Here is a 21,368-nt window from a genome sequence, read left to right as displayed (position 1 = left end):
GGTTACAGGCGTGGAGGCGGGAAGAAATAACGCAAGGCGTCAGGCAGCTCTTTTTGCCACAAACCCCAGACGTGATTCCCTGGTTTTTCTCGATACGACAAGGTTGCTTGCTTGTCCTCAAGAATCTGTTTTGCCTTGCGATTCCATTGAACGAAGTCGAAGGTACCCGCACTTGTTTCTACAGATGTCTCATCGAGGCCAACGACCATCCAAATTCGCAGCCAAGATAGACTAGACTGATCCAAAAGCGGGTCGAGTGTCGTTTGGAAAAACGCCCCGGACAGCGCGAGTACTTGTGGAAAAAGGTTTGGGTTTTCTAATGCGAGATGCAAAGAAACGGTTCCACCCAAAGAGTCTCCTGCCAGCACACGTGAAGCAGGATCACGGCGCACAGGATAACGCTCCTCTATGTAAGGAATCAGCTCTTCGGTGAAAAAACGCTGATAGGCTGCGTTTCTCGACCCAGATGGAGAATACTCGCTCGTGCGTTTGTTACGGTCGACGGAAACACCGACGACGATATAGGGTTCGATACCTTCTTCCAGAATCAATTGATTGGAGATGGTCGCGATTCGCCCCATCGTAAAAAAGTCGTTCCCATCCTGGCAATACACAACAGGGTAAGAAAGAAGCTCATTGTACCCCGGCGGCAGGTATACTTTGACCGAGCGGGGAGTGTCCACGTGGATGCTGGGCACTTCTTCTTTTATGATGGTTCGCTTTACATAGTCAGACATCGATTCACACTCCCTGTATGCTCAAATGAAAAACTAAGCCTTGAAAAAAACTGATACAGCTTATATAGTAAATGATAACAGAGAGGAAATAAACCCTGTAATATCAATACTGTAACACATTAAACAGGTATTTTGACTGCAATATAACAGGGTGTTGCAAACGGCGCTGTAAGCCCTTTCTTGCACCATGCAACTTTCTTCTGGTTTTTATCAGGGCCACTTCCGCCGCGAATGGCATTCGTCGCTCATCGAGCAGATGCTCAGATAGAGGCGACAAAGAGCAACGCGGAAAAAGGAAGTCCCTTATTCTAGTGACGAGGTGAATGTGATGAGCGTATCCACTGCTGTTGAACAAACAGAGAACAACGCCCCGCTGCAAATTCTTGCCCCGGATGGTACGGTTGTTCGTCCTGACTTGATGCCTAAGCTCTCCGATGATGAATTACGTGAACTGATGCGTAAAATGGTATTTACCCGTGTGTGGGACCAACGCGCAATCAGCTTGAACCGCCAAGGTCGTCTTGGTTTCTATGCACCAGTAGCTGGTCAAGAAGCAAGCATGATCGGTTCCGAGGCTGCTCTTTCCAAAGAAGACTTTGTCCTGCCTAGCTACCGTGATATTCCACAAATGGTGTGGCATGGTTACCCTATGCACAAAGCATTCCTGTATTCCCGCGGACACATCGAGGGCGGCAAAATTCCTGAAGGTGTAAACGTATTGATGCCACAAATCATCATTGCGGCTCAATGTACACAAGCAACAGGTGTTGCAATGGGTTACAAGCTGCGCGGTGAAAAGAAAGTGGCGATCAACTACTTTGGTGACGGTGCGACTTCCCAAGGTGATTTCTACGAGGGTATGAACTTTGCAGGTGTATACAAGCTGCCTGTTATCTTCTTCTCCCAAAACAACGGTTATGCGATCTCTCTGCCGTTCGAAAAACAAACGGCTTCTGAAAATATCGCAGTTAAAGCAGTTGCGGCTGGTATTGCTAGCGAACGCGTTGACGGTATGGACATTCTCGCCGTTTACTACGCAGTTCAGCAAGCAAAAGAGCGCGGCGTGAATGGCGAAGGTGCGACTCTGATCGAAGCAATGACATACCGTTATGGACCTCACACCATGGCTGGTGACGACCCAACTCGCTACCGTACAGGTGAAGAGCAAAGCGAGTGGGAACTGCGCGATCCACTGATCCGCTTCCGCAAGTTCCTCGAAGCAAAAGGCCTCTGGAGCGAAAAAGACGAAGAAGCTGTGATCGAAGAAGCGAAAGCAGCTGTTGCGGACGCAATCAAGAAAGCGGACGAAACACCTAAGATGAAAGTTAGCGAACTGATCGATGTAATGTTTGAGACACTGCCGCCTGCACTCGAAGAGCAAAAGGCAGAATTCCTGGCGAAGGAGTCGAAATAAGCCATGGCACAAATGACAATGGTTCAAGCCATTACGGATGCAATGCGCGTAGAGTTGAAGCGCGATGAAACCGTTCTTGTCTTCGGTGAAGACGTAGGTAACAACGGCGGGGTGTTCCGTGCAACAGAAGGTCTGCAAGCTGAGTTCGGCGAGCAACGCGTTTTCGATACGCCGCTCGCTGAGTCCGGAATCGGCGGTTTGGCTGTTGGTCTTTCCGTAAACGGCTTCCGTCCAGTAGCAGAAATTCAGTTCTTTGGTTTCGTTTTTGAAACGTTCGATGCAATCGCATCTCAAGCTACTCGTATGCGTTACCGTTCCGGCGGTCGCTTCACGAGCCCAGTTACATTCCGCTCCCCATTTGGTGGCGGTGTGAAAACGCCTGAGCTGCATGCTGACTCTTTGGAAGGCTTGATGATGCAAACTCCGGGTCTGAAAGTGGTTATCCCTTCCAACCCATATGATGCAAAAGGACTGTTGATCTCCGCGATTCGCGACAACGATCCGGTTGTATTCCTTGAGCACATGAAGCTGTACCGTTCCTTCCGTCAAGAAGTTCCAGAAGGCGAGTACACGATTCCACTCGGCAAAGCAAACGTAGTAAAAGAAGGTAGCGATGTTACCATCATCACCTATGGTGCGATGGTACATACCAGCCTGAAAGCAGCAGAAGAAATCGAGAAAGCGCGTGGAGCAAAAGTAGAAGTAATCGACCTGCGCACCATCAGCCCACTCGATATCGATACGATCGTGGATTCTGTGAAGAAAACAAATCGTGCGATTGTGGTTCAAGAAGCACAAAAAACGTCTGGTGTTGCGGCAGAAATTATCACGCAAATCAACGAACGTGCGATCTTGCACCTCGAAGCACCAGTGCTGCGTATTACAGCACCAGATACCGTTTACCCGTTTGCACAAGCAGAAGATGTATGGCTGCCTGACGTAAAACGCGTAGTAGATGGTCTGACTCAAGTCCTCGATTTTTAATTGAGAAACGGACATAATGGCGGAAAAGTTGAAAGCTTTCCGCCTTCTTTTGGGAAATATAGGCTTACTACTATGGCGAAGTGTTATAAGGAGGAGATACTGTGAGTCGTTTTACATTCAGACTCCCGGAGCTCGGCGAGGGTATCCATGAAGGCGAAATCGTCAAATGGCACGTACAGCCCGGAGATTCCGTAGAAGAAGACCAAGTCATTATGGAAGTACAAAATGACAAGGCGGTTGTAGAAGTACCGTCGCCTGTTAAAGGGAAAGTTATCGATCTGAAAGTAACCGAGGGTACGGTTTCTGTAGTCGGCGATCCACTGATCGAGTTTGACGTAGAAGGCGAAATTCCGAACCTGCCAGACCATGGGCATGGCGATTCCCACGCTGCTGAAGCGGCACCAGCGCCTCAAGCTGCAGACAAAATGGAGCCAGGCTGCGACATCGGTTCCCAAGTGAGTGCAAATGCGAACCAAACTCTTGAAACGCCAATGGCACAAGCAACTGCAACAGCAGTAGCGGCACCAATTGACCGTAAGCATGTGTTGGCTACACCTTCCGTTCGTAAATACGCTCGCGAAAAAGGCGTTCAATTGGCTAATGTACCTGGTACAGGCAAATTGGGTCGCATCACACGCGAAGACGTAGATCGCTTCGTATCTGGCGGAGCAGCAGCGCCAACTGCACAAGCAGTGGCAGCTACAGAAGTAACAGAGGCACCTGCAGCAGCTACAGGTGTAGCACAAGCAGCAGCGGCTCCAACCGTTCACCACACACCTCAAGCAGGCGAGCTGGAAGAGCGCGTTCCGCTGAAAGGTATGCGTAAAGCAATCGCGAAAGCAATGGTGAAATCTGCTTACACAGCACCACATGTAACAATCTTTGACGAAGTGGATGTTACAGCGCTTGTTGCTATGCGTAAAGATGCGAAGCCACTTGCTGAAGAGCGTGGTGTGAAGCTGACTTACCTGCCTATGATCGTGAAAGCTGTTGTAGCTGGTCTGAAGAAATTCCCAGAACTCAACGCTTCTATCGACGATGAAAAACAAGAAATCATCTTTAAAAAGTACTATAACATCGGTATCGCTACCTCGACAGAAGACGGCTTGCTCGTTCCAGTTGTGAAATCCGCTGACAGCAAATCCATCTTCCAAATCGCAGGCGAAATCGGCGAGCTGGCGAAGAAAGCACGCGACCGCAAAGCAACTGCTGATGAGTTGAAAGGTTCTACTTTCAGCATCACAAACATCGGTTCTGCGGGCGGTATGTTCTTCACGCCTATCATTAACTATCCAGAAGTAGCTATTCTGGGTGTTGGTCGCATTAGCGAAAAGCCGATTGTGAAAAATGGTGAAATCGCGGTAGGTCAAATGTTGCACCTGTCTTTGAGCTTTGACCACCGCTTGGTTGATGGCGAACCTGCACAGCGTTTCGTCAACTACGTGAAGCAGCTCCTCGAAAACCCAACGCTGCTCGTCATGGAGGGATAAGAGACAATGGTAGTAGGTGAATTTACTACAGAGGTTGACGTACTCGTAATCGGTGCCGGTCCAGGTGGATATGTTGCAGCAATTCGTGCCGCTCAACTTGGTAAAACAGTAGCTGTCGTGGAAAAAGCTGAGCTGGGTGGCGTGTGCCTGAACGTAGGTTGCATTCCTTCCAAAGCGATGATCCACGCTGCACACACATATGAGCACACGCAACATACAGAATCCATGGGTATCACCATGGAAAATGTAAAAGTGGATTTTGCCAAAGTACAAGAGTGGAAGAGCGGCATCGTGAAGCAACTGACTGGTGGCGTTGGCTCCCTTTTCAAAGGCCACAAAATCCAGGTAATCCCTGGTGAAGCGCTGTTCGTAAGTGAAAATGAAGTACGCGTGTTCCACGGTTATGATGTCAACCGTTATCGTTTCCAGCATTGCATCATTGCAACTGGTTCCCGTCCAATTGAGTTGCCTGCATTCCCGTTTGGCAAACGCGTAATGTCTTCTACTGAAGCGTTGTCCTTGACTGAACTGCCGAAGAGCCTCGTGGTAATCGGCGGTGGATACATCGGGATCGAGCTTGGTACAGTGTTCGCGAAGTTTGGTACAAAAGTTACAATTTTGGAAGGTTCCGATCAAATCTTGCCAGGATTTGAGCCAGACATGCCACGTTTGGTGGAACGCAAGCTGAAAAAGCTCGACGTTACCATCCATACAAAAGCATTGGCACAAGGAATGGAAGAGACAGAAAACGGCGTGATCGTGACTGCTGAAGTAAAAGGCGAGCAACAAAAAATCGAGGCGGAATACGTACTCGTTACTGTTGGACGCCGTCCGAATACAGATGAACTCGGTATTCGCGATATCGGCATGAACATGACTGACCGTGGGTTGATCGTTGTCGACAAACAAGGCCGCACGAGCATTCCTAACGTATACGCGATCGGGGATATCGTAGCAGGTCCTGCGCTGGCTCACAAAGCTTCCTACGAAGGTAAGGTTGCTGCTGAGGCGATTGCTGGTCATCCAGCAGAAGTGGACTACAAGGCGATTCCAGCGGTTGTCTTCTGCGATCCAGAAATCGCAAGCGTTGGAATCAATGAGAAAGAAGCAAAAGAAAAAGGCATCGATTACATTGTAGGTCGTTTCCCATTCGCAGCAAACGGTCGCGCTCTGTCTGTAAATGCAGGCGAAGGCTACGTGAAGCTGATTGCAGAAAAAGAAACGAATCTCGTATTGGGTGCGCAAATCGTTGGTCCTGAAGCTTCCAACATCATCGCTGAGATCGGATTGGCGATCGAAATGGGCGCAACACTCGAAGATATCGAGCTGACCATCCACGCACATCCAACACTGGGTGAAGTAACAATGGAAGCTGCTGAATTGGCTCTGGGTCGTCCGATCCACGTCATGAAATAGGAAGCGGGAAAAGCCTTGTGCCAGAAATGGGTACAAGGCTTTTTCTTCCACATCTTACCCTTTCCACCTGTTCTTAAATAATGTAAAATAGTGGGAGACAACGTTAGGTGGGGGCCTGCAGCATGGAAACAATGAGTAAGATGATTGATGACTTGCGACTAAGGCTGGAGCGCGCAGCGAAAGATTCAGGTTACAATTTTCTTGACCCTGAAATCGTGAGAATCAGCCAACAATTAGATAAATTAATTGTCGCACATATGCAACATGAAAAACGCCCTTCATGAGGGCGTTTTTGGTTGAGTGGGTACTCCCGAGATGGAATAAAGCAAATGAGCATTCCAGCCTTTTTTCGTAAGCACGGGTTCTTGGGCATAATAATAGCTCGGATAAAGAATGAGATGCTGTGCATCATAGCTAGGACCATTACTCGGACAGGTAAGCTGGTGAGTTTTCGTATCGTAGGTAATGGCGGGAGAAATGGATTGCAGATAGGTAGTAAGGGATTCGATTCCTTGTAAAGAGTAATAAATCCGTTCTGCTTCACGAACAAATTTTGGAGCAATCGCCTCCCAATTCGCCTCAAAAAATAGCTGCCAATAAGATGAAACGAACAGGCTGAAACGGCCTTTCACATAATCGGCATCCTCTTCTAAATCGAGAGCAACTGCAGGAGAATCGTGATGCAATATCCACTCCTCCAAGATCGGTTTGATGCTACGCAAAAAATGATCAGTGGGAAGTGTTACGAAGTACTCATATTGATCATCGACAGCCATCACGCCTTTTGTATGTAGGGGGTCAAATGAGTCAGGGATCCCATATCGAAAGAGGGGGACCAAATAGCCCCATTCTTTTAAAAGACGGGCAGACTCAAACTGCTCTAATTTTTCTTCGGTCCAAAAAGCAAATCGCTCGGGAGGTGTCTCTTGGGCGAGTGTATACAAACTGGCAGCCATCTCGTACAGCGGCGAAACACTATAGCTGATCAAATTGGAAAGAGGGCTATGGTTGCCCGGAAGTGGAATGGTGATCATCTTCACTTAACCTCCATCAAGGATACTAAATTTATCATAGTTCATCCTTGTGGGACAATTCAATCTTTTTCGATGTAAAAAAAAGGAAGAGTAAAGACACCCGACTGCAATGGAGCCGGGTGTCATTCATTATCCTTCTCGTGTTCGAATAGCGCGCGAATGATTTTGCTGCTTCACTTTTTTAGAGCCGGACTGGGGTTCGCCGGTCTGTTCCAGCGGTTGAGCTACATTATTGTAAGTTTGATGCGGATTTTCATCAAGAATATGGTCCTTTTCCATAAAATCAACTCCTTCTTTACCTAGTTTGGCGTAAACACATGATGACGAACCATAGGAAATGCTGGTATTCTATAATGAGGTTGTTCCAAACTGGTATGGTGAGGAAGCATGTCCACATTTAGAAGGAATTGATATGTTGTCAAAACTACAGAATGGCACGATACTGTTTATAGAACATAATATTTATTATGTAAACAATAAACGAGCTCTGCTGGTCTGGAAGGAGCGAGAACTATGCCGGTCTTAATCGCCCCCGTATTCAATTCAACAACAGCACAGCCCGTTCGGATCGATTTGCCTAATTCGTACACGCTCATATCAGGCGCAAAGAGGCCATATGAGATCGCGTCTCGTTTCTTGCGCAATGAGATGGACGAGAACAAGCGAACCTTTGATTTGCGTGTAGATCCCAGCAGTTTATTTTTAGTTGGGGATCACGAAGAGATGAAAGTAACGGATGATCGGGTGTGGATTGAAGAAATCGAAAGTAAGCTGAATCTAGCGTCCACAACAGGGACTTGTTCGATTCCTTACATCATCACAGTCAGTGGCAATATGTATGGCATTACGTATTTGAAACGATCACTTGATGGTGATAAGTACACATTTGATGATGAAACGGCTGACATTTTTTCTTCTTTAGTTGAACAGAAGCTGCCATCCCTTGCCTTTCGTCGCTATGCGCTCTCACTGGAGAAGAAAAACTACGAGGATCAGCTGTTGGATCTGTGGATTGCATTAGAATCATTGTTCGTTCCCGATGGCAAAAAAGGCGAGATTACCTATAAATTGCGTGTCCGAATGGCGTACTATTTTGGAGAAACCGCCTTGCAGCGTGAACGGATTGCACAGTTTGTAAAAAAATCGTACAATCATCGCTCAGAGATTGTGCATAGCGGCAAGCTGTTCGGTGACAAGCTGGCTACAGAAGTCACGATTCTGAGGGCGTTGACAAGAGCCGCAATTTTGAACATCGCCGGGGAAAGTGTCAACCTTCAAGAAATGCGTGTCCGGCTGGACGAATTGGTATTTACGGGCGAATCTTATGTGGCAAGGTACGCGCCTACTTTTTTTGAAAGAATTTTGTTGTAAGCCTCATAGAGGAAACAGATCAGGAGGAAGAATAGAGCATGAGTGTTTTGATTGTAGAGAATTTGTCCCATGGTTTTGGGGACCGTGTTTTGTTTCGTGATGTTTCTTTCCGTTTGCAACCGAATGACCGTGTAGGACTGGTAGGCGCAAATGGTACCGGAAAATCAACGATGATGGGAATTTTGACAGGCCAAAATTTGCCTGATAACGGTCGTGTTGAATGGATGCCCAAAATCGAATACGGATATTTGGATCAGCATACCAAGCTGCAAGCTGGTAAAACGATTCGCGACGTACTTAAGGACGCTTTCCTGCCGCTGTTAGAGCAAGAAGCTGAATTGATGACGATTGGTGAAAAGATGGCCGAGGCATCTCCAGAGGAACTGGAAGAATTACTGGAACGCATGGGCGAAATTCAAGACAAGCTGGAAACAAGCGGCTTTTATTTGATCGATGCAAAAGTAGATGAAATTGCCAACGCTTTGGGCTTGAGTGCAATCGGTTTGGAGCGCGATGTTGCCTCCCTCTCTGGTGGCCAGCGTACCAAGGTTCTTTTGGCAAAATTGCTGCTGGAAAAACCAACCGTTCTTTTGTTGGATGAGCCGACAAACTACTTGGATGAAGAGCATATCGTATGGCTAAAAAACTACTTGAAGGAATATCCATATGCCTTCATGCTGATTTCCCATGACACGACCTTCATGAACGAAGTTGTGAATGTGATTTATCATTTGGAATTTACCAAGTTGAATCGTTACACAGGGAACTACGAATCCTTCTTGGCACAGTCTGAGATGAAACGCAGTCAGCACTTTGACGCATTTGAGAAGCAACAGGAAGAAATCGCAAAAATGGAAGACTTTATTGCGCGCAATAAGGCACGTGCGTCTACTACCGGCCGCGCGAAGAGCCGTCAAAAGCAACTCGATAAAATGGATCGCATTGACAAGCCGGAATCAGCAGCGAAACCTTCGTTTATCTTTAAGGAATCCCGGGCAAGTAGCCGTTTTGTCATCGAAGCTGAAAACTTGGAGATCGGATATTCACATCCTTTGCTGCCAAAGCTTAGTGTGAAGCTGGAGCGCGGTGAAAAAGTAGCGATTGTCGGCATGAACGGTGTCGGTAAGTCTACACTGCTGAAAACGTTGCTGGGCGTAATTCCTCCGCTGGGTGGAAAGCTGGAGAAAGGCGATTTCCTCCATCCGGCTTACTTCGAGCAAGAAGTAAAGGCGAAGCCAATTACTGCACTCGATGATGTCTGGAATGAATTCCCTTCCATGAATAACCATGAAGTTCGCGGGGCGCTGGCACGTTGTGGCTTGAAAAATGAGCATATCAATCGTAACCTGAACGCTCTGTCCGGGGGCGAGCAAGCAAAAGTTCGTCTCTGTAAATTACTGCAGCGTGAGAGCAACTGGTTGGTATTTGACGAGCCGACGAACCACTTGGATGTCGTTGCCAAGGAAGAGTTGAAACGCTCTTTGAAGGAATTCAAAGGAACCGTCCTTCTCGTATGCCACGAACCTGAATTTTATGAGGATTGGGTTACACAGACGTGGGATGTTGAGAAATGGAGTTTGGAGCAGGCAAAAACTCCGATTAAATTGTAAAAGCAAAAACAGGCAGCCACCCATTGGGAGACTGCCTGTTTTATTATGTGAGCGACGCATTTCGCATACGGATCACGGAAAAGTGCAGACTGAAGCTGAAAATTCGCAATGGCTGGGTCTTCACTATAGTGAAACAATTTGTCCAAGAATCTGAAACCTCCTCAAAATCACCCTAGCCGTTCTCTAAAAAACAGCCCACGCATTTGGCAAATAGCGGCCTCGATGATAGGGAGAAGACGTCTTCGTAATGGCCTCACCATTGTGCAGCATCATGGAACTGGAACCACCGTCCATGGCCATTGCTGTAATTACACCCCGCTCAGCCAGTATTTCCGCCATGTCGTTCATGCTTGCCCCGATGGAATGCCCGGGTTGGCGACCATCAATGACTGCAAATACAATCGTCCCGTCTTCTTTTTGTCCAATCGCGGTACGCGGTTGAATGCCCCAGCTTTTGGCAGGCTTTCCTTCAAACATATTTTTCCCGTTTACAATCAACTGCGGACGGAAGCTCACAGCGTCACGCACGCCCATTTTTACGAGTTGTTCAGCCGAGTAGCTGCCCGTAATCAGTTTACCGTCATAGGTAAGCCCTAGTGCGGTTTCTCCGCTTCTCGGGTTGTAGCCTTGCAAAATCTTTCCGTCGTGGATGACGACGCCGTAAGCTCGCGCTCCTTTGCCGTAACCGTCTGGGTCGGCGAATCCACTCGCATTGACGATCCCGATGGCTCCTGTTTTCTTTACAAACTCATCGAGCAAATCTCCACGGTCCTTGCGATTCGTGACGACGAGCCGTACTCTGCTCGGGTCGCTAATGTACATGATTTTTCCTTTAAAGTAATAACTGCCTTTCGAGACGTCAATTTCCTCAATCTCGATCAGCTCCTTTGGTTTCTCCGGAAGTGTGACGGTTACCAGATTCGATTTCGGCGGAATAGCAGGTCCTGTCGTGGCTGAACCTGTATCTTCAGAGTTGATAACGGTAGGATGTGTAATTTGCTCCTTTAGTTCTTTCAGTTTTTCATCGGGCAAAAATGTATAGGGGGCCCAGTAATCGTGCTGGGTTGTCAGCAAAGTACCTGCCGCCCATTCACGTAATTCTACTCCATTTTTCGTTCCAAATAAAAAAATAATTCCCAGTAGAGCTAAGGTTGTACAGGTTAAGGCAGTGCCGAGGATCCATTTCTTAACCCAACGCCATGGTCTTTTGCGCTTGGCTCGCTTGCGTGTGCGAGTGCGCGACAACGTCTCCATTCACTATTCACATCCATCTAACAAATTGTACTAGGGTTGTCATTCCTATATGAAGAGACGCATTACCGGGAAAAAGGTTTCAGGAAAATAATATGTGATCAGCCTGGTCAAAATAAGAACAGGAGGTGATAGGTGTGCGTGACTATGATGAGGCGTTTCAAAAGGAAGTAGAGGAGTACATGGAAAGTCCAAAAGGGACACGTAACCAAACCACCAGCCGGGACCGTCAAGACCAAGGTGAGAAGCAGGAAACCCGTTTCGATTCGAATAACGGGTAGAAGGAAGGTCAGGCGAAGTCCAATGCGGATTTCGCCTATTTTTATCTTTTTCTAAATGGACCTTACCCCACGAGGACTGGCTTACCTCTGTATTCTACCTGCAAAGTGTGGTAAGCTTACCCAATGCACGACTTTATGCCAGGAGGGTTTTTGTGAGCACCACGTTTGCAGATTTACAAATTAGCGCACCGCTGTTGACTATATTGCGAGAGCGAAAAATGGAAACACCGACACCTGTACAAAGTGAAGCCATCCCGTTGATTATGGCTGGTCGAGATGCCTTGATTGAATCACCGACAGGGACAGGCAAGACGTTTGCTTATTTACTGCCGATTTTATCGAAAATCAATATGGAGCAAAAAGATGTACAGGCCATTGTACTCGCACCGACGCATGAGCTCGTTGTTCAGATTGCGCGGGAAGCAGAAAGCCTTCTGCCAGGCAAGGACACGGCCGTGATGTCCATTATTGGCGGTGTCGATGTAAAACGCCAAATCGAGAGACTGAAAAAGAAGCCTGTATTGATTGTAGCAACACCAGGAAGACTGCTGGAGCTGATTGATCAGCGCAAGCTAAAGGTCCATGAAGTGAAGACGGTTGTTGTTGATGAGGCAGACCGTATGCTGGATGCGGGCTTTGGCAAGCCAGTCCAAGAGGTCATGAAAAAAACGCTTCGTGATACACAACGACTGTTATTCTCAGCGACAATCGCAGAGGAAGTCGTACATACGGCTGAAATTTTCACAAAAGATGCTGCCGTTATTCGCGCAGCAGCACCAGAAGGAGCTGCAGGGGTAGCACACATGTATTTGGTGACCGATCCACGTAAAAAGGTGGATACGCTCCGTCGTTTGCTGCGCCTCGTCAATGTTCGCTCCTCGATTGTTTTTGTCAATCAAATCGAAAAAGTGGACGAGATTGTTTCGAAGCTCAACTACCACCATTTGCCGTGCAGACTCCTGCACCGTGATGCTACGAAAGAAGAGCGTGCCCGCACCCTCCAACAATTCCGGGATGGGGCATTCCCGGTGCTGATTACGACAGATGTATCCGCACGTGGCATTGATATTCCAGGTGTGGAATGTATTGTGCATTACGATCCTGCATCGGATGCTGACACGTATATTCATCGCAGTGGCCGAACTGGGCGTATGGGGCGTGCCGGACTGGTATTTTCGATCATTACGACACAGGAACGATTCATTATTCAAAAATTTTCCAAGCAAACAGGCTTGCCGATTGCTGAAAAATTCATGACGCACGGAGCACTGGAAGATCCGCGTCCTGCAAGAAAGCCCGCACCAGCACAAAAGTCAGGAGCTCCAGCCAAAAATGCGAGCCCTGCCAAACGGAATCAAAATCGTGCACATAAGAAGGGCAGCTTTGGAACAAAGTAGGACAAGAAGTACACAACTTGTCTGCAGGAGGTTTCCATGCGCAAAGATCGGTTATATGAAGAGGATTTACTGGTAAATGGAACTGTTGGTGGAGAAGTTCTGACGAAACACGAACGACAAGTGCTGCGCCGGGAAGCAGGGGAACTGAAGGAAAAGATGGAACAGGCGAAACAAGAGCCGATTTCAGAATGAAGAAGAGCAGGGAGAATCCGTGAAGTCTACGGATGCCCTGCTCTTTTTTCCTGGTAGTGGATCAAATAGCGATCCAGCTCTTCTAGCCAATCCTGTACGCTTTTATAAGGGGCGTCCATTTGTAACAAACGGCGAATCATCATGCGAATGGAAGGAGATAAAGAAAGCTCTTCTTCCCAGCTTTTTTCAGGTGCGTCTGGTTCCGATTCATATCCGGAATAGAGCAAGAATAAAAAGAAATGTCCCAAAGCGTACAAATCACTGGAAGGAGCGACTTCTCGCTTCAATTGTTTTTCAGACGGGTAGGCGGAAAGAGCATCAGCCGTGTAAGTCGGGCGATCACCTACGAACCGAGCGAGGCCAAAATCAATCAAGTAAGGCTTGTCCTCTTTCCAGATGACGTTGGGGATCCGTACGTCACGGTGAATCACATTTTGTTCATGGAGGTAGGCCACGAGTTCTCCGATTTGGCGCATCCATTCGGCGCATTTTTTCTCGTCAGCCACGATGTTATGATCAAACAACATGTCTTCGAGTGTGGGACCTGCAATATAAGTCATGACCATAAACGAGTCTTGCCGATATGTGAAAGAATCCAGACAGCGAGGGATTTGCGGATGCGAGAGGGATATCAGCACCTTTTTTTCGTACGCTTGCATGGCTTCTCCTTTTGGTGTGTGACGCAGGCTTGGTTTCACTTGCTTCAGCACAACCTGATTACCTGTAGGGTTGTGCGTGGCGAGATAGGCAATCCCGTAGCTTCCCATCCCTAGTACTTTTGTTATTTCATACTGTCCTGCCAGGTGGCCGGGCCGATATGGTTTATCGCGTATTGTTTCGTTCCACCATGACTTCATACGAGTCCACATTGTCTGATTTTCCCCTCCTCCTTTCATTTTATCATGATTTGAAAAAGCTGACCTTTTTTTCAATAGGTTTGCTATAATCAGTTCGTTACATGCAGACAGGAGCGAAGGGTATGAATTTTACAATTGACTGGTTATCCTTTTATCTGATGGAACAGCCTGAAGAAGAGGATGGCATAAAACAAGTGCGAATGACGCGCTATTTGGGCCATGATGAATATCAGAAGAGCGAGCTGAAAGATTTTCTCGATGGGGAATTCGCCCGGATTGCGAAAAGAAAAGTCGAGATGAATCCAAAGACAGAAGGCACGCCGACAAAACTGGGTCAATTTGTGCTGGAGCCTGGACATCCATTGGACTCGAACCCCAACTATGCCCTCTTGAATCGATTGTTGGCAGCGGAAACGCCAGGGGAGAGCAAGGAGCCCTGTCAGGAGTTGATTCAGTCGTATTTGCGAACCTCTCAGGTGAGAGGCGGGGTTATGATTGTAGTGCGGACGAGGCTCGATCTGATTGATGAGCGCTATGTCTTTATTTTAAAATGCGATTTCGAACAAAAAACAGCAGTCATCACAGATGAGAAGAGCCTCATATCGAATGTGCGCATGGCGATCAATGCCAAAAACATGAAATCGCTGATGTACCCGTATATGATCGAATCGGGGATGAATGATCCCTATCACGTGAAAATTCATCAGTTCTCCCACGCACGGTATTTCGAGGAGTTTCTGCGTTTTATCGAGTATCCGCAAACGATGACGCAGATCGTCTCTGAAGAAGTTATTTCATTGGCGAGACAGCACATCGAATATACGTACCCTGAAGCATCCGAAGAGCGGGTACGGGAAGAGGAAGCCATTGAACTCATTGCTGCAAGTCCTAAGCGGGAGCTCGCAGAAAAATGGGAGCATGAGACCGTGATGGAAGCGATGCAAATTATTACAGATCGCCAACCAGAGGTCGAACTGAAGTTCAAGCTGGATCATATGCAGATCCGTACATTATTGGCCGATTACGGTACCAACCTGCATATCGCGAAAGTAAACGGGCGTTATTTGGTATTATTAGAAGGCGAGCAGCTACAGTTCGAGCGTGGCATGTCTCCTGTTGAGTTTTTAAAGCCAAAAGCGTTGACGGACATCGTGAAAGAAATCGAAGAGCGAAGCCAAAACGTTGCGTATACACCGATGAGCACGCCAACGGAGGACGACGATAATCCACCTTGGTAATAAATGATGAAGGGAGTGATGGAGTTGGATCGACAACTGAAAGTAACCGGCCAAGAGCCTAACATTTATCCGGTATTGCGCCATGCCTCGATGATCAACAAGTACCCGGAGCGGTGGGTTGTGAAGGAACATACAGCAGATACGTATGTACTGTACGCACTGGATCAAGGGGAAGGCTACGCATTGATTGAGAAGCGGATGCTAGAAGAAGCAGGCTGGACGAGCGAGCAGCTTCATTCATACGCGATGGAAAACTTGCGAAAGCTCCCCTTTTCAGTAAAGTCACAAGAGGTAGGAGGTCAGCGCATCCATTTTATTAGTCCGACAGACGGCTATGCAGCAAGCCGAATTTTGCTGGATTCATTTCTGGCGGAGATGGATCAGAAAAAGCAAGGAGACGCGCTTGGTGTCGCGATTCCGCATCAGGATGTGCTGATTGTGGCGGATATGGCAGGAGAGGCTGGAGCGCATCTGTTAGCGCGTCTCACGTATGATTTTGCATCGAAAGGGCAAGTTCCGATTTCTGTCTTGCCTTTTTATTGGGAAGAAGGGGAATTGACCCCATTTCTCGTGGTGACGCACGACTCCGGTACGAAAATTGAAAGAAAGTAGAGCAAACGCGGGAACAGGCTTCCCGCGTTTGCTCTACTGTGCGAAAATCGGAGGAAACCCTCGAATGAAAAATTTCATGATTGGTCAATATGGAGGCTTTGATCAGGGAAAATATGAACGAGATTTTAAGGAGGGCTTTTACGGAATCGAGGCATGCTTGTTTGATTCAGAGGAGGATATCCAACAACTACAGCGTGAATCTCAAGCAAAAGGATTTGCGATTGGTGTTCATTTTCCGCTGCGTGCAGGTCAGTTCGAGCTGCGGGATGCATTATTCATGGATGCTCATGATCAGACAAGAGCCGAGGCATTTGAAAGGATAGAGAGGGAACTGGCGTTTATGTCATTCATTCAGCCAACCTATGTCTTATTCCATTATCCGAAGCCTGTCATTTTAGACGATCGCGTCGACTGGAATGTGTGGCGTTTTCATGATTGTCGAGATTATGTATGGGAGCAAGCCTACTCGGAAGAAGAATTTCACTATCGTAGTGAGCAGGTCTTTGCGTGGTTGGCTGAGAAAGGCAAGGAGTATCACTTCACGCCAGTCCTTGAATTCGATGCGCTCAATCGATATGTGTATGAGACAGAATTTTTAGAGTCCTTGCTCCGGAAATATCCAACGATCAAGCTCTGTCTCGATACCGGCCGATTGTTCCTGCAAGAAAAAATCGACCCGTTTTTCAATGCGCGTGACGTCATTCAAACGTATACGAAATATGCGTGGAGCATTCATTTGAAGAGTATGAAGGTGACTGCTGACAAGGTTGAATTCGTTCACTTTCCCGTTCTTCCTGAATGTAAACCGGAAGAAGGGTGGGCTCCGATTGAAGACTACCTGACGATCATCAGAAAGGAGAACCCACATGTAAAGATTATGTTCGAGCATCGTTCCGACCTAGTAACAGACGAGCAACTGGAGCGTTGCTATCGTTGGGTAGAGCAACTCTTATCTGAACCTGATGATTCCACGTCCAGTAATAATTCAATATAGCGTCCGGCATCTTGAATGAGCCAGTACGGGTACCTGGGGCCGTGTATGTACAAGTCTGTGGCCGTCACGAGCATGGTCTTCACCCGTGTTTTATCGCCCATCATTTGCGCGCATACCCCCATCGTCATCCAAGGGTATAAATCACCAGTCTGAAACGTATCAAAATGCGGGAAAGCGTCTGTGATCCTTTGGTAAAGCAGCGAGGCCGTGTTGGCATCTGTCATGCTGTAGACAATCGGAAACGCTTGGGAAGTGACGTCCGGGTACCATTTTCGCCAGCCGGGGTATGTACGATCATACATGGCATACGACTTGCGAATTCGACTGTACATCCCACTGATACCGAGCTCACAGGCTTTCGCACGTGAAGCCGCTTCCTCGGCAGCATTCACATCACCGATTAACGAAAATAAATACGAAGCATCTGCCAGCCCCTTGGCCACCTCGCAATTGTCCATCAAATATTTAACCCGATACGAATGCTTTGCCCAAGTCAAACCGTCTTTCTGTTGAAGGCGGGCAACTGCTTGGAGTAGGGACAAGAGTGTAGCGTGGTTGGCATGCAGCCAATCTATACGCCCCGTTGCCCGTATCCATTCTGCAAGCAGGCTGAAATAAGTCGTGTGGTAGCTATCTTCGCTATCATTTGTGCCGGTATCGATTTCTCTGCCCTGTTCAAGACGAAAATCATTGATGTAGCCGTTCGCATTCAGGTTTTGCAAATACCAATCGAGATGACCGCGAACAGCCTCTACCTCCTTCATTCGGATGAGGGAAATAACACCCAGGTTGGTAAAGTAAGGATTGATTTGATCACGTTGGGGGCCGAGGCGAAAGGTACCGCTCGGCAATTGGCAGGATAGCAAAAAACTTGTTTGATTCAACGCCATTTCTTGCATCCATTTTTCCATGGGACTGATCTCCTCTCTAAGCTACGTGATTGCTGAGACGAGTTTGACTCCGTATTCGATCCATTGCAGTGAACGCACATAAGAATCACTGTCGATGGTTGGCAGTGAAGCGGGTTCTTTCACGACCTGGTGCCATTTTTCATCTCGAAACCAATCTACCCCATCTGCCGGATCGTGTCCATAATCAGCCCATGCATCTTGAAGACGTGGACTGTATATCCGCGGACTTCCTTCTAGCAACTCATGTCCATCTAAGCGTAGTTGGTACTCACCTTCAGTGGTGGAAGGTGGATGATGAGGTGTGAACAAATGCGGCCAATAATCTGCTCGTGAGCCTGTATGAGGAATACGAGAGCAGTAGGATAGTATTTTCTCGAAGCGAAAACGCTCCCCAAACAATTGGTGGTACAACGTCTTTCCGACCTGAATGCGGTTTCTGACATCGGGAAAATGATGAACATTCAACCCGATCAAGCTGAGTCGGCGGTCAGTAGGGTGCGCTTTATAAGGAATGAGCACTTGATTCATCGAGAGAGCAGATTGGGCGACGAAAGCAAACGAAGCAAAAATATGATTCAGGGTAAACGGCTTCTGTACGACGCGCTGTTCGATATATTGCTGCTCATTGACGATGAGTGCATGTGTAAGGTTCGCACTGTCTTTGGATACGAGGAACTCTTGCCAATACGGTTGCATAAAGACTGAAACACCAAGTGGCGCCAAAAGGTTGGTTAAATCTGTCCCCGTTCGTTTCATCTCCGCATACAGAAGTAATTGCGGATAGGCATCGTGAAAAATCAGCCAGTTGCATCTTTCCAAAAACCAAAAAAACGGCTCGATTGCTTGTGCATCCATGATAAGCGGTAGCCATTCTCCTTTTAAATCGGTCATGTTCCACCCGCCATTTCGTGAGACCAGATGGGCCAATAATGCCCAGTGAACCTCTTGGTGCTCGAGATAAAAGGCGAGGTATGCTTGTGTGCGGGTCACATTGTTGCGATTGGCTTTGGCTGTTGCTTGTCTGATTTGAGCAACCAAGTGCTGCTCGGCTATTTTCGTTGCTGTCTTATCTGTCATCGGTATGGGTGCTCCTTGTTGTTTTTCACATGGAAAAAAGCAGGTCTACTGGGCGACCCGCTTTTTATTCAACCAATCATTTCTAGTACGAGAAGCCGAACGAGTAGTTTTTCCTTGGCTTCCTCCCACGTATTCGCAAAAATGACAACGTGCTCCGATTGGAACTCCGTTTCCGCGACAAAAATCCCATCTTGTTCGTAGATATTCATAGATGATCGTCCTTTCTGCTGCCTTTCAAGCATTGTATGCTATCATGTAAGAGATGATGCATCCAGCATGCTGGAAAATCATGAGAAGGGTGGCACCAAATATGATAGTAAAAGTGACAAAAGAAGCAGTAGAACGCATAGCCAGTACGGACAAGCCCATTCGGATCAACGGTGAGCTAGTCGGTGGCTGCGGGATGAATGTAGAGTATGCGCTGTGGTGGGATACCCAAGGTCCAGAAGATGAAGTCTACCAGGTCGATTCTTTGACGTTTCTGATAGATCGCGAAACGATCACCTATATCGGGTCTGATGTGCTTACGATTGATTATCGTGCGCAGCAAGGCTTCCGGATGGTCACGCCACAGCAAATTTTGGCTTATGGCCTTCAACTGAAAGATCGCTGGACCTAATCACTTCGGGAGAAATTGCAAAATAAAGGCGAGAATCCCTGCTGCAATTAAAGGACCGACTGCAACACCGCGGAAAAAAGTGACACCAGCGATTGTCCCTAGCAGAAGGCCAGTCACGATCAATGGATTTTGGGTCATCAAGGCCGTTCCTTTTCCCGCCAGGTAAGCCACAAACATACCGATGGCGACAGCCAGTAACGAATGCCAATTCGTAAAAATCTCCAAGATGGACGAAGGATTGATCTTGCCGCTTGCCAACGGGGTCATGATGCCAATCGTCAATATAATAATCCCGAGCTGTAATCCATGCTGCTCGAGCAGAGGGAAATATCGTTCCAATGACAGGAGCCTCATTAAGAGAAGAATCGCAACTGCAATGGAGACGGTGGCGTTGTTGCCGACGACACCGAGCGCCAGTAATACCAAAAGGATGATAGAAATCCAGTCCATAAGCGGGTTGGCTCACTTTCGTTTTTTTTAGTATATCCATACTGCTGCGGCATGTGCCCGGGCAAGAAAAAAGAGATCGGCATGCACAAGAGTGCGAGTGCCGATCTCTTTTTTCTAGTCGAACCACAGTTCCAGCATTCCTACTGGAAAACCCGTCTGTTCATCCGAATCAGGGAAACGTCCCCAAGCAAAGACGCCGTTGAAATAGTCGATTGTAAATGGCTGATCATAATCAGGCACGCTGTATTTGCTGCCGATTCGGAACTCACCCGTTCCTAAATAGTACGATTTCGCCATAAAGTACTTTTGTGTAATGATCGCAAGCTGTGAGTGATCACCAAGCTCCTTTTTCTCTTTCGCTTCTACGTGCAGGCGCTCCATTTCCTCCTGCAGCTCGGCGAGTGTCATCTGACTGTACAAACGCAACGGACTGCCCCCTTTCCATACATGTATATTGTAGCAAAAGACAAGGGAAAAGGCGATGGATGCAGAATCCTCTAAGGAAACGAAAGGGGGAGTCGTTTCGAAAATGACACGTTTTGATTTGCATGGAAAAAAAGCAATCATCACAGGTGCGGGCAGAGGAATTGGGAAGGCACTTGCGTTGGGAATCGCAGAAGCGGGTGCACAGGTTGCGGTGGTCTCGCGAACAGCTTCCGACTTGCAAGAGGTGGTATCGGAGATTGAAGCAAAAGGCGGACTGGCTGTTCCTGTCGAGGCTGACTAGACTGTGTCTGATGCAGCGGACCATGTTGTGAAGCAGGCAGTCGAAGGACTAGGGGGTGTTCATATCCTGATCAACAATGCAGGAATGAATATTCGCAAAAAAGCTCATGAGGTAACGGAAGAAGAGTGGGACAGGGTAGTGGATTTGAATTTGAAAGCAGCGTTTTTTATGAGTCAAGCTGCAGGCAAGATCATGTGCGAGCAGCGCTATGGAAGAATCGTCAATATTGCTTCGGTCGCAGGTGTAGTAGCACTTCGTACGGGTGTCGCGTATGGTGCCAGCAAAGCAGGGCTCATCCAGATGACGCGGGTGCTGGCATTAGAATGGAGCAAGTTTGGGGTCAACGTAAATGCGATCGCGCCGTGGTATTTTCGTACGCCATTAACGGAGAGCTTGCTTAGTGACGAAGCGTTCGTCCAAGAGGTATTGCAGAGAACGCCAAGTGGCCGCATCGGGGATGTCGAGGACTTGGTAGGACCAGCGATTTTCTTGTCCTCTGATGCCGCTTCCTACATATCCGGTCAAACGCTTTCGGTTGATGGCGGTATGTCTATATACGGATTTTAATAAAAAAAGGGGCATTCCCACGTTGGGAATGCCTAATTATTGGGGGCGATTGAGAAAAAGAACGACTGATTGTTCTATGACTGGTTTGCTCTCACCCAAAACAGTCAATCAATCAAAGCTATTAGCGTAGGCATACTCA

Annotated in this window: 24 protein-coding genes and 1 pseudogene; 15 read left to right on the top strand and 10 right to left on the bottom strand. The window is 47.6% G+C overall.

Annotation, left to right across the window (positions count from 1 at the left end):
- Nucleotides 1-2: 2 nt before the first annotated feature.
- Nucleotides 3-737 (bottom strand): alpha/beta hydrolase, encoded by a 735-nt coding sequence (locus tag HP567_RS19565; protein WP_173607899.1) that lies wholly within the window; start codon nucleotides 735-737, stop codon nucleotides 3-5.
- Between the two features lie 328 nt (nucleotides 738-1,065).
- On the opposite strand from HP567_RS19565, the gene pdhA reads away from it, so the two are divergent.
- The 5 genes from pdhA to HP567_RS19540 all read left to right on the top strand — a co-directional run bounded on the left by pdhA (nucleotide 1,066) and on the right by HP567_RS19540 (nucleotide 6,325).
- Nucleotides 1,066-2,151 (top strand): pyruvate dehydrogenase (acetyl-transferring) E1 component subunit alpha, encoded by a 1,086-nt coding sequence (gene pdhA / locus HP567_RS19560; protein WP_015891588.1) that lies wholly within the window; start codon nucleotides 1,066-1,068, stop codon nucleotides 2,149-2,151.
- A 3-nt stretch (nucleotides 2,152-2,154) separates the two neighbouring features.
- Nucleotides 2,155-3,135 carry an alpha-ketoacid dehydrogenase subunit beta gene (locus HP567_RS19555; RefSeq protein WP_047067643.1) on the top strand — a complete coding sequence of 327 codons (981 nt, stop codon included), beginning with the start codon at nucleotides 2,155-2,157 and terminating at the stop codon, nucleotides 3,133-3,135.
- A 101-nt stretch (nucleotides 3,136-3,236) separates the two neighbouring features.
- Nucleotides 3,237-4,625 (top strand): dihydrolipoamide acetyltransferase family protein, encoded by a 1,389-nt coding sequence (locus HP567_RS19550; protein ID WP_173607898.1) that lies wholly within the window; start codon nucleotides 3,237-3,239, stop codon nucleotides 4,623-4,625.
- Between the two features lie 6 nt (nucleotides 4,626-4,631).
- A complete protein-coding gene (lpdA, locus tag HP567_RS19545) occupies nucleotides 4,632-6,041 on the top strand; it encodes a dihydrolipoyl dehydrogenase (protein ID WP_016743458.1) in 1,410 nt (469 codons plus the stop codon).
- A gap of 122 nt (nucleotides 6,042-6,163) precedes the next feature.
- Entirely contained in the window at nucleotides 6,164-6,325 is a 162-nt protein-coding gene (locus HP567_RS19540; RefSeq protein WP_173607897.1) for an aspartyl-phosphate phosphatase Spo0E family protein, read from the top strand.
- Here HP567_RS19540 and HP567_RS19535 read toward each other — a convergent pair.
- On the bottom strand, nucleotides 6,320-7,075 hold the full coding sequence (locus HP567_RS19535) for a hypothetical protein (RefSeq protein WP_173607896.1): 756 nt from the start codon (nucleotides 7,073-7,075) through the stop codon (nucleotides 6,320-6,322). The genes HP567_RS19540 and HP567_RS19535 overlap by 6 nt on opposite strands.
- Before the next feature lie 129 nt (nucleotides 7,076-7,204).
- Nucleotides 7,205-7,354 (bottom strand): small acid-soluble spore protein P, encoded by a 150-nt coding sequence (locus HP567_RS19530; protein ID WP_173607895.1) that lies wholly within the window; start codon nucleotides 7,352-7,354, stop codon nucleotides 7,205-7,207.
- 234 nt (nucleotides 7,355-7,588) lie between these two features.
- Here HP567_RS19530 and HP567_RS19525 point away from each other — a divergent pair, with 234 nt between their 5' ends.
- Both HP567_RS19525 and HP567_RS19520 read left to right on the top strand, forming a co-directional pair.
- A complete protein-coding gene (locus HP567_RS19525) occupies nucleotides 7,589-8,446 on the top strand; it encodes a HEPN domain-containing protein (protein WP_173607894.1) in 858 nt (285 codons plus the stop codon).
- Nucleotides 8,447-8,484: 38 nt separating this feature from the next.
- Entirely contained in the window at nucleotides 8,485-10,056 is a 1,572-nt protein-coding gene (locus HP567_RS19520; RefSeq protein ID WP_173607893.1) for an ABC-F family ATP-binding cassette domain-containing protein, read from the top strand.
- A 183-nt stretch (nucleotides 10,057-10,239) separates the two neighbouring features.
- On the opposite strand, the gene HP567_RS19515 is transcribed toward HP567_RS19520, so the two are convergent.
- Nucleotides 10,240-11,310 carry a phosphodiester glycosidase family protein gene (locus HP567_RS19515; RefSeq protein WP_173607892.1) on the bottom strand — a complete coding sequence of 357 codons (1,071 nt, stop codon included), beginning with the start codon at nucleotides 11,308-11,310 and terminating at the stop codon, nucleotides 10,240-10,242.
- A 134-nt stretch (nucleotides 11,311-11,444) separates the two neighbouring features.
- On the opposite strand from HP567_RS19515, the gene HP567_RS19510 reads away from it, so the two are divergent.
- The 3 genes from HP567_RS19510 to HP567_RS19500 all read left to right on the top strand — a co-directional run bounded on the left by HP567_RS19510 (nucleotide 11,445) and on the right by HP567_RS19500 (nucleotide 13,177).
- Nucleotides 11,445-11,588 carry a hypothetical protein gene (locus HP567_RS19510; protein WP_162837736.1) on the top strand — a complete coding sequence of 48 codons (144 nt, stop codon included), beginning with the start codon at nucleotides 11,445-11,447 and terminating at the stop codon, nucleotides 11,586-11,588.
- Nucleotides 11,589-11,740: 152 nt separating this feature from the next.
- On the top strand, nucleotides 11,741-12,985 hold the full coding sequence (locus tag HP567_RS19505; RefSeq protein ID WP_173607891.1) for a DEAD/DEAH box helicase: 1,245 nt from the start codon (nucleotides 11,741-11,743) through the stop codon (nucleotides 12,983-12,985).
- Nucleotides 12,986-13,021: 36 nt separating this feature from the next.
- Nucleotides 13,022-13,177, top strand: a complete 156-nt coding sequence (locus tag HP567_RS19500) for a hypothetical protein (RefSeq protein WP_173607890.1) — start codon at nucleotides 13,022-13,024, stop codon at nucleotides 13,175-13,177.
- A gap of 26 nt (nucleotides 13,178-13,203) precedes the next feature.
- Here HP567_RS19500 and HP567_RS19495 read toward each other — a convergent pair whose 3' ends face one another.
- Nucleotides 13,204-14,034: a serine/threonine protein kinase gene (locus tag HP567_RS19495; RefSeq protein ID WP_229088081.1), complete on the bottom strand. Its 831-nt coding sequence runs from the start codon at nucleotides 14,032-14,034 to the stop codon at nucleotides 13,204-13,206.
- Between the two features lie 122 nt (nucleotides 14,035-14,156).
- Here HP567_RS19495 and HP567_RS19490 point away from each other — a divergent pair, with 122 nt between their 5' ends.
- The 3 genes from HP567_RS19490 to HP567_RS19480 all read left to right on the top strand — a co-directional run bounded on the left by HP567_RS19490 (nucleotide 14,157) and on the right by HP567_RS19480 (nucleotide 16,878).
- Complete coding sequence (locus HP567_RS19490; protein ID WP_172142372.1) at nucleotides 14,157-15,272, top strand: DUF3900 domain-containing protein; 1,116 nt, start codon at nucleotides 14,157-14,159, stop codon at nucleotides 15,270-15,272.
- Between the two features lie 18 nt (nucleotides 15,273-15,290).
- Entirely contained in the window at nucleotides 15,291-15,884 is a 594-nt protein-coding gene (locus tag HP567_RS19485; protein ID WP_173607888.1) for a DUF1444 family protein, read from the top strand.
- A gap of 64 nt (nucleotides 15,885-15,948) precedes the next feature.
- Nucleotides 15,949-16,878, top strand: a complete 930-nt coding sequence (locus HP567_RS19480; RefSeq protein ID WP_173607887.1) for a sugar phosphate isomerase/epimerase family protein — start codon at nucleotides 15,949-15,951, stop codon at nucleotides 16,876-16,878.
- Here the strand turns inward: HP567_RS19480 and HP567_RS19475 are convergent.
- From HP567_RS19475 to HP567_RS19465, 3 genes are all read right to left on the bottom strand, one after another.
- Nucleotides 16,812-17,789 carry a hypothetical protein gene (locus HP567_RS19475; protein WP_173607886.1) on the bottom strand — a complete coding sequence of 326 codons (978 nt, stop codon included), beginning with the start codon at nucleotides 17,787-17,789 and terminating at the stop codon, nucleotides 16,812-16,814. The genes HP567_RS19480 and HP567_RS19475 overlap by 67 nt on opposite strands.
- 21 nt (nucleotides 17,790-17,810) lie before the next feature.
- Entirely contained in the window at nucleotides 17,811-18,866 is a 1,056-nt protein-coding gene (locus HP567_RS19470; protein ID WP_173607885.1) for a DUF2515 family protein, read from the bottom strand.
- Between the two features lie 68 nt (nucleotides 18,867-18,934).
- Nucleotides 18,935-19,075, bottom strand: a complete 141-nt coding sequence (locus HP567_RS19465; protein ID WP_007718846.1) for a hypothetical protein — start codon at nucleotides 19,073-19,075, stop codon at nucleotides 18,935-18,937.
- A gap of 101 nt (nucleotides 19,076-19,176) precedes the next feature.
- On the opposite strand from HP567_RS19465, the gene HP567_RS19460 reads away from it, so the two are divergent.
- Nucleotides 19,177-19,485: an iron-sulfur cluster biosynthesis family protein gene (locus HP567_RS19460; protein WP_229088080.1), complete on the top strand. Its 309-nt coding sequence runs from the start codon at nucleotides 19,177-19,179 to the stop codon at nucleotides 19,483-19,485.
- Here the strand turns inward: HP567_RS19460 and HP567_RS19455 are convergent, their stop codons facing one another.
- Together HP567_RS19455 and HP567_RS19450 are read right to left on the bottom strand one after the other, a co-directional pair.
- A complete protein-coding gene (locus HP567_RS19455; RefSeq protein WP_173607883.1) occupies nucleotides 19,486-19,935 on the bottom strand; it encodes a DUF441 domain-containing protein in 450 nt (149 codons plus the stop codon).
- A 114-nt stretch (nucleotides 19,936-20,049) separates the two neighbouring features.
- Complete coding sequence (locus HP567_RS19450) at nucleotides 20,050-20,361, bottom strand: YfhH family protein (RefSeq protein WP_047067608.1); 312 nt, start codon at nucleotides 20,359-20,361, stop codon at nucleotides 20,050-20,052.
- A gap of 103 nt (nucleotides 20,362-20,464) precedes the next feature.
- Between HP567_RS19450 and HP567_RS19445 the strand changes: the two are divergent.
- Nucleotides 20,465-21,229: pseudogene (locus HP567_RS19445) on the top strand (SDR family NAD(P)-dependent oxidoreductase).
- Nucleotides 21,230-21,368: the final 139 nt, after the last annotated feature.

Origin of the sequence: Brevibacillus sp. M2.1A, assembly GCF_013284355.2 — a bacterium.
Taxonomy (GTDB): domain Bacteria; phylum Bacillota; class Bacilli; order Brevibacillales; family Brevibacillaceae; genus Brevibacillus.
The sequence above is the reverse complement of the archived record's forward strand: the minus strand, read 5'-3'. Positions and strand labels throughout refer to the sequence as shown.

Coding starts and splice junctions, on each gene's coding strand:
- HP567_RS19565 (WP_173607899.1), bottom strand. CDS start 737: ATGTCTGACTATGTAAAGCGAACCATCATAAAAGAAGAAGTGCCCAGC.
- pdhA (WP_015891588.1), top strand. CDS start 1,066: ATGAGCGTATCCACTGCTGTTGAACAAACAGAGAACAACGCCCCGCTG.
- HP567_RS19555 (WP_047067643.1), top strand. CDS start 2,155: ATGGCACAAATGACAATGGTTCAAGCCATTACGGATGCAATGCGCGTA.
- lpdA (WP_016743458.1), top strand. CDS start 4,632: ATGGTAGTAGGTGAATTTACTACAGAGGTTGACGTACTCGTAATCGGT.
- HP567_RS19540 (WP_173607897.1), top strand. CDS start 6,164: ATGGAAACAATGAGTAAGATGATTGATGACTTGCGACTAAGGCTGGAG.
- HP567_RS19535 (WP_173607896.1), bottom strand. CDS start 7,075: ATGATCACCATTCCACTTCCGGGCAACCATAGCCCTCTTTCCAATTTG.
- HP567_RS19530 (WP_173607895.1), bottom strand. CDS start 7,354: ATGGAAAAGGACCATATTCTTGATGAAAATCCGCATCAAACTTACAAT.
- HP567_RS19525 (WP_173607894.1), top strand. CDS start 7,589: ATGCCGGTCTTAATCGCCCCCGTATTCAATTCAACAACAGCACAGCCC.
- HP567_RS19520 (WP_173607893.1), top strand. CDS start 8,485: ATGAGTGTTTTGATTGTAGAGAATTTGTCCCATGGTTTTGGGGACCGT.
- HP567_RS19515 (WP_173607892.1), bottom strand. CDS start 11,310: ATGGAGACGTTGTCGCGCACTCGCACACGCAAGCGAGCCAAGCGCAAA.
- HP567_RS19500 (WP_173607890.1), top strand. CDS start 13,022: ATGCGCAAAGATCGGTTATATGAAGAGGATTTACTGGTAAATGGAACT.
- HP567_RS19495 (WP_229088081.1), bottom strand. CDS start 14,034: ATGAAGTCATGGTGGAACGAAACAATACGCGATAAACCATATCGGCCC.
- HP567_RS19490 (WP_172142372.1), top strand. CDS start 14,157: ATGAATTTTACAATTGACTGGTTATCCTTTTATCTGATGGAACAGCCT.
- HP567_RS19485 (WP_173607888.1), top strand. CDS start 15,291: ATGGAGTTGGATCGACAACTGAAAGTAACCGGCCAAGAGCCTAACATT.
- HP567_RS19480 (WP_173607887.1), top strand. CDS start 15,949: ATGAAAAATTTCATGATTGGTCAATATGGAGGCTTTGATCAGGGAAAA.
- HP567_RS19475 (WP_173607886.1), bottom strand. CDS start 17,789: ATGGAAAAATGGATGCAAGAAATGGCGTTGAATCAAACAAGTTTTTTG.
- HP567_RS19470 (WP_173607885.1), bottom strand. CDS start 18,866: ATGACAGATAAGACAGCAACGAAAATAGCCGAGCAGCACTTGGTTGCT.
- HP567_RS19465 (WP_007718846.1), bottom strand. CDS start 19,075: ATGAATATCTACGAACAAGATGGGATTTTTGTCGCGGAAACGGAGTTC.
- HP567_RS19460 (WP_229088080.1), top strand. CDS start 19,177: ATGATAGTAAAAGTGACAAAAGAAGCAGTAGAACGCATAGCCAGTACG.
- HP567_RS19455 (WP_173607883.1), bottom strand. CDS start 19,935: ATGGACTGGATTTCTATCATCCTTTTGGTATTACTGGCGCTCGGTGTC.